The 5,475-nt window shown below is 57.4% G+C and carries 5 protein-coding genes, 13 tRNA genes and 1 rRNA gene; all 19 read right to left on the minus strand.

Features of this window, described 5'->3' with window-relative positions; translation table 11 throughout:
- The coding region (locus F599_RS15895; protein ID WP_211209090.1) for a hypothetical protein at positions 1–220 on the minus strand (220 nt) is incomplete at its 3' end.
- 26 nt (positions 221–246) lie between these two features.
- Entirely contained in the window at positions 247–816 is a 570-nt protein-coding gene (locus tag F599_RS14195; RefSeq protein WP_019543541.1) for a universal stress protein, read from the minus strand.
- A 30-nt stretch (positions 817–846) separates the two neighbouring features.
- Positions 847–2,022, minus strand: a complete 1,176-nt coding sequence (locus F599_RS0110775; protein ID WP_019543542.1) for an ABC transporter permease — start codon at positions 2,020–2,022, stop codon at positions 847–849.
- Positions 2,003–3,115, minus strand: a complete 1,113-nt coding sequence (locus F599_RS0110780) for an HlyD family secretion protein (protein WP_019543543.1) — start codon at positions 3,113–3,115, stop codon at positions 2,003–2,005. Before F599_RS0110780 ends, F599_RS0110775 begins: the two co-directional genes overlap by 20 nt.
- Before the next feature lie 109 nt (positions 3,116–3,224).
- Entirely contained in the window at positions 3,225–3,710 is a 486-nt protein-coding gene (locus F599_RS0110785; RefSeq protein ID WP_019543544.1) for a MarR family winged helix-turn-helix transcriptional regulator, read from the minus strand.
- Between the two features lie 188 nt (positions 3,711–3,898).
- A tRNA-Leu gene (locus tag F599_RS0110790) sits at positions 3,899–3,985 on the minus strand.
- Between the two features lie 37 nt (positions 3,986–4,022).
- Positions 4,023–4,109: transfer RNA gene (locus F599_RS0110795), tRNA-Leu, on the minus strand.
- A 36-nt stretch (positions 4,110–4,145) separates the two neighbouring features.
- Positions 4,146–4,232, minus strand: a tRNA-Leu gene (locus F599_RS0110800).
- 42 nt (positions 4,233–4,274) lie between these two features.
- A tRNA-Leu gene (locus F599_RS0110805) sits at positions 4,275–4,363 on the minus strand.
- Between the two features lie 9 nt (positions 4,364–4,372).
- A tRNA-Gly gene (locus tag F599_RS0110810) sits at positions 4,373–4,446 on the minus strand.
- Between the two features lie 12 nt (positions 4,447–4,458).
- Positions 4,459–4,534 (minus strand) — tRNA-Thr (locus F599_RS0110815).
- Positions 4,535–4,540: 6 nt separating this feature from the next.
- A tRNA-Phe gene (locus F599_RS0110820) sits at positions 4,541–4,616 on the minus strand.
- Positions 4,617–4,656: 40 nt separating this feature from the next.
- Positions 4,657–4,733, minus strand: a tRNA-Asp gene (locus tag F599_RS0110825).
- A gap of 21 nt (positions 4,734–4,754) precedes the next feature.
- Positions 4,755–4,830: transfer RNA gene (locus F599_RS0110830), tRNA-Val, on the minus strand.
- A 6-nt stretch (positions 4,831–4,836) separates the two neighbouring features.
- Positions 4,837–4,912 (minus strand) — tRNA-Lys (locus tag F599_RS0110835).
- A 7-nt stretch (positions 4,913–4,919) separates the two neighbouring features.
- Positions 4,920–4,995, minus strand: a tRNA-Lys gene (locus tag F599_RS0110840).
- Positions 4,996–4,999: 4 nt separating this feature from the next.
- Positions 5,000–5,076 (minus strand) — tRNA-Gln (locus tag F599_RS0110845).
- A 43-nt stretch (positions 5,077–5,119) separates the two neighbouring features.
- A tRNA-Asn gene (locus F599_RS0110850) sits at positions 5,120–5,195 on the minus strand.
- Positions 5,196–5,219: 24 nt separating this feature from the next.
- Positions 5,220–5,336: ribosomal RNA gene (gene rrf / locus F599_RS0110855) — 5S ribosomal RNA — on the minus strand.
- Positions 5,337–5,475 lie beyond the last annotated feature (139 nt).

A 5,475-nucleotide genomic window follows, 5' to 3' on the forward strand; every position in this document is an offset into this window, starting at 1 on the left:
AAGGATTGTGCAATTGAAAGATTGGCGAAACAACGGGCGAAAGTATTGAATAGAAACGTAGAAAACTCAACGCACAAACGTCCACTTTGTGGACATTGTGCGCCCGCCCTTGCAGTAAATCCAGCCAATCGCGCTGCGCCTGCGGCTTGCGCTCTTGGGGATTTACATAATAAAATGCGGGCGTCCTGACGCACGCAGCTGCACGGCAGGTAGTGCTCATCCACATTCCGCCCCGCCTGCCCCCACCTACGTAAGTGGTGCTGTGCAGCGCGCCTCCTCGTCCCAGTCATCCGGCAGCCCTTTCACGAGTAACACCGGGCAGGCAGCCTGCTCGAGTACGAAGCGCGAGACGCTGCCGACGAGCAGACTGCGGAACGTACCGAAACCGCGCGATCCCATGACGATGAGGTCGCTTTCCTCCTCCTCCGCCACGCTGACGATGAGCTCGCGCGGGTCGCCGGCCTCGACGCGCGGATGTGCGCGGACCGCTGACGGGATGAGGTGCATCAGATCCGCGAGGAAGCGGTACGCTGCGACCTTGAGCTCCGCCGGCACATAGCCGCCGAGACTCACCTGCTCGAACGCGGCGACGTTCTTGTTGTAGTCGACGACCATGAGCAACGTGAGCTCCGCCCCCGTCGCGGCCGCAAGGTGGATGGCATCGAGAACGGCCTTGAATGCCTGCCCCGAGCCGTCCGTCGGCACGAGGATGCGCTGGCAGCTTACCTGCTGCGGCATCCGTTCACTGATGGCCTTGATGACATCTGCTGGCTGCGGCACCTCTGTCTCTCGCGCTTGTTGTCCCTTTTCCTGCATGTTGTTCCCTCCATCCCTATGAAGCATGGCTCACTCCTGCGCAAGCTGCTTGAATTTCTCACGGTGGCGCTCTGCCGCGGCCTGCTGCGCCAGGAGCTGCCGCCGCGCGCTCCGAAACCTGAGCATGAGTGCCAACGCAATGGCCGCGAGATACAGGAGGAACGCACCGAAGAGCGTACTGATATCAAAGAAGCCCGCGCCGCGCGCGATGATGTCGCGCTGGAAATGGAACTCCCAGGTCAGCGGAAACACATGGCTCAACGCTACAACCCACGGCGCGTAAAATGTCAGCGGCCCCGTCATGCCACCGAGGATGAAGCCGCCGGGGATGAAGAGGATCATGCGGCTCGACGCGATGCCCGGATTCGCTGCCGTCCAGCCGAAGAGCAGGCTCAGCATGCCCACGGCCAGCACGTAAAAGAGCTGCGTAAACAGGAACAGCCAGGCGCTGCCGCTGAAATTGAGATCGCCCCAGATGCGCAGAATCGCCATGCCGACGAAGAACGAGACGATGAGACAGCCGCCGTAGGGGAGCAGGCGCAATATGAGATCCCAGGGCGTCCCCTCAAGCAGGATGCGGTCGAGCGCGTGCGTGAGCCGCAGGCGCGGCACCATGCCGATCGTCGCGAACACGAAGAACATCGAGCCGAAGAAAAAGAGGAAGCCGAGTGTCTCGCCGTTGCTCGTCGAATCCTGCGGGTTGAAAAGGATGCGCTCCGCGAGCGACAGATTGCCCGCGAGGCTGTCATTCGTGCTGCCGACATCGCCCGCCGCCTGCGCGTTATCGAGGCCGATGAGCTCGTTGAGCGCCACCTTGATGTCTGCTGTCTGCGCGTTGTTCGTGTTGTCGTAGAATACGCCGATCTGCGTGCCGACGCCCGTATAGCGATCCTTTTCGAGCCCCTGCGGGAAATAGAGCACCGCTACTGCCTTGTCCTCGTAGAAGAGCGTCTTGGGATCCACAGGCGTGTTGAGCACGGCCGTCACCTGCATGTACTCCGAGGCGTTCACGCGCGTGATGAGCTCCCGCGTGTAGGCGCTGTTGTCGAGGTCGATGACAGCCACCCGGGCCTCCTTCGCGAAATTGCCGGAAAGCAGCACGGAGAGAATCACCGTCACGACCATCGCCACCAGCAGGCAGACGCGTTCATACGGCATGCCTTGCCCGGAAAAGAGGAACTTGATTTCATCTTTCAGCGAATGCACGTTCGTTCACCCCAATGGTCATGCCCGGCTGGACACCGTCCGTCGGCTCGATGTAGATGCGCACGAGGAACGCAGAGAGATCCGCCTGCCCCTTCTCGCGCGACTGCTTGAGATCCGCAAAGCCCGGTGCCTGCGTCAGGAGGCGGATCGTTCCCCTGACCTGCTTCCTGCCTGCGACCGTCGTCCCTGTGATCGTATCTCCCTCGGAGAGACCCGCTGCCTGCTCCTCGGAGAGATAGATATCGTAGTAGCTCCGCCGGCTCTCGAGCAACACGACCGGCGTGCCCTGAGAGACCATCTCGCCTTCTTTTGCGAGCACCTTGAGCACCTTGCCGTCCTCCGGCGCGCGCAGGACGAGGCGCTCCTTCTTCACCTGGAGCTCATCAAGCGATACGAGGAGCTGCTCGCGCTGCTTCTCAAGCGCCGCGATGTCGTTGCCCATATTCGCGGCATCAGCGCGCTCCTGCGCAATCGTCGGCAGTGCCAATCCGTCCGTCGTGCCCGTATCCTGGGCGCCCGCGAGCAAGCGATCGAGGAGCTGCTGCTGCTGCGCTACATTCGCCTGAGCGACCTCGAGCGCCGTCGTCGCGTCATCGAGCGCGGAGCGCGCGATCGCGCCGGCCTCAACGAGCGACGTCTTGCGCTCGTAATCGAGCTCGCTGTTTCTGAGCGTCGCCGCCGCTGCCGCGACCGCCGCGCGCTGCTGGTCGATCTGACGGAAACTCTGCGTCTCATCATTATCCGCCTTTTGATAGCTCACCTGCTGGCTGCCGTTCTTGCCCGCAATCTGCGCCTCGATCTGTGCGATCTGCGCCTTCGTCTTTTTGATTGCGAGATCCGTATCCGTCGCGTCGAGCTCCATGATAACATCGCCCTTCTTGACGTTATCGCCCTCCTGGACCGCCTGATGGACCAGCCTGCCACTCACGGAATCAAACGACATCTTCACCTGCTCCGCAGTCAGGATGCCCTCTTTCTTCGCCACGCCGAGCGCCACGGCGTCATTGCCGCGATAGAGCAGCACCGCTCCACTGACGATGAGGAGCACAAGGAAGATGATTCCCGTACGCTCCGCTTTCTGTTTTGCATTCATCAAACTTCTCTCCTTTGCTGCTAACTGCAGCTGCCAATATTTCACTTTTCGCCCCATGTAATTCGCATACGAACTATATAGGCAGAAGAAAGGATATTTGCCTTGCAACTCAATCCCCGGCCAACTTACGCAATAGGCGGATGAGTTCCTCCTGCTCCGCCTGCGTCAACTTCTCCATGAGCTTCGAGACGCGCAGATAATGCGGCGGCAATACCTCCTGCATGAACGCGCGTCCCTGCGATGTGAGACGCACGAGTTTACCGCGACCATCCTCAGAACGCGCCTCCACGCGCACCTCACCGCTGCGCTCGAGACGCTGCAGCATCGTGCTGATTGTCGCCCGAGCGACGCCCACCTTCTCCGCGAGCGTAGAAGGGGTGATACCTTCAGGGTGCTGATGGAGCACGATGAGCGTGCAGAACTTCCCCTCCGACAAATGATAGTCGCGCTGCAGGACAGACAGGATCGATGCCTGGATATCCTCAGCCGCCTGCTTGATTTCAAGCATAGCGATGACGGCTGCCGGGTGGATTTCTGGAATGGTTTTCTTGTGAGCTTCGAGCTCCTGCCATGTCGGCAGATTCTCCCTCTTCATAACGCTCCTCCTGATAATTAGCTTTCTAACTATCAGTATAAAGGAAATCACACCAGTTGTCAAAGAGAAGTAGCAACCCCTAGCCGAATAAGAAAGCTTTCCCTCTCATCGCAACGATCCGAAAAATCCACACGAGCGATAAGAACAACAAAAAAGCCCAGGCAAATGCCTGAGCTCATCTCACAAGATGGTGCGGTCGATGGGACTTGAACCCATATGAACTTTCGTTCACTACCCCCTCAAAGTAGCGCGTCTGCCAATTCCGCCACGACCGCGAGGTAAAACAATATGTAAATGAAGTACAATCAAAGATGGTGCGGTCGATGGGACTTGAACCCATATGAGCTCTCGCTCACTACCCCCTCAAAGTAGCGCGTCTGCCAATTCCGCCACGACCGCGAGGTAAAACAATATATAAATGAAGTACAATCAAGATGGTGCGGTCGAGAGGACTTGAACCTCCATGATATTGCTATCACTAGCGCCTGAAGCTAGCGCGTCTGCCAATTTCGCCACGACCGCGAAACAAAGATATTATAGCACAATGTGCTGCTATATGCAAGGTGGTGCCGGGGACCGGAATCGAACCGGTACGGTTGTCTCCAACCGACGGATTTTAAGTCCGTTGCGTCTGCCAGTTCCGCCACCTCGGCAAACCGAATTGGAGCGGGTGATGGGAATCGAACCCACGTGACCAGCTTGGAAGGCTGGGGCTCTACCATTGAGCTACACCCGCGAATCCTAAAAATGGAGCTGGCGAGAGGAATCGAACCCCCAACCTGCTGATTACAAGTCAGCTGCTCTACCTATTGAGCTACGCCAGCATGAAGTGGTGCCTCAGAGCGGAATCGAACCACTGACACGGGGATTTTCAGTCCCCTGCTCTACCGACTGAGCTACCGAGGCAACTATATATCTCATGACTCATGAAGTCAGAAATAACAAATGGCGACCCGAATGGGACTTGAACCCATGACCTCCGCCGTGACAGGGCGGCATTCTAACCAACTAAACTACCGGGCCAAAAAAGAAAAGTTCCTAAGATGGTGGGCGATAACAGGATCGAACTGCTGACATCTTGCTTGTAAGGCAAGCGCTCTCCCAGCTGAGCTAATCGCCCATAAAATGGTGACCCACCACGGAATCGAACCGTGAACCTACTGATTAAGAGTCAGTTGCTCTGCCAGTTGAGCTAGTGAGTCATGCAATTGGTGGCTCACCCGGGATTCGAACCCGGGACACCCTGATTAAAAGTCAGGTGCTCTACCAACTGAGCTAGTGAACCATAATGGCTGGGGTAGTTGGACTCGAACCAACGAATGCGGGAGTCAAAGTCCCGTGCCTTAACCGACTTGGCTATACCCCAATCACCCCAGGGGCAAACGGCATCTGCGCCGTAATCAATCAAATGGCACCTCGAGCAGGGCTCGAACCTGCGACAACCTGATTAACAGTCAGGTGCTCTACCGACTGAGCTATCGAGGTGTAATGGACTCAGAAGAGTCCTGAAACCGGCAACTTCCTATCCTCCCAGCCCGTCACCAGGCAAGTACTTTCGGCCTCTGGATGCTTAACTACTGTGTTCGGTATGGGAACAGGTGGATCCATCCAGGCATCATCACCGGATATCTTATTGAGAGACATGTTCTCTCAAAACTATACAGAAGAAACTCCCTGACATCTTAGTCGTGGCTCTCTACTTAAAAGATAAGCCCTCGACCTATTAGTAGCAGTCCGCTTCATGCCTCGCAGCACTTCCACTCCT

Source organism: Selenomonas bovis DSM 23594 (assembly GCF_000381005.1).
Classification (GTDB): domain Bacteria; phylum Bacillota; class Negativicutes; order Selenomonadales; family Selenomonadaceae; genus Selenomonas_C; species Selenomonas_C bovis.

Excerpts from the sequence above, each read along its gene's own strand:
- F599_RS14195 (WP_019543541.1), bottom strand. The coding sequence starts at position 816 with ATGCAGGAAAAGGGACAACAAGCGCGAGAGACAGAGGTGCCGCAGCCA.
- F599_RS0110780 (WP_019543543.1), bottom strand. The coding sequence starts at position 3,115 with ATGAATGCAAAACAGAAAGCGGAGCGTACGGGAATCATCTTCCTTGTG.
- F599_RS0110785 (WP_019543544.1), bottom strand. The coding sequence starts at position 3,710 with ATGAAGAGGGAGAATCTGCCGACATGGCAGGAGCTCGAAGCTCACAAG.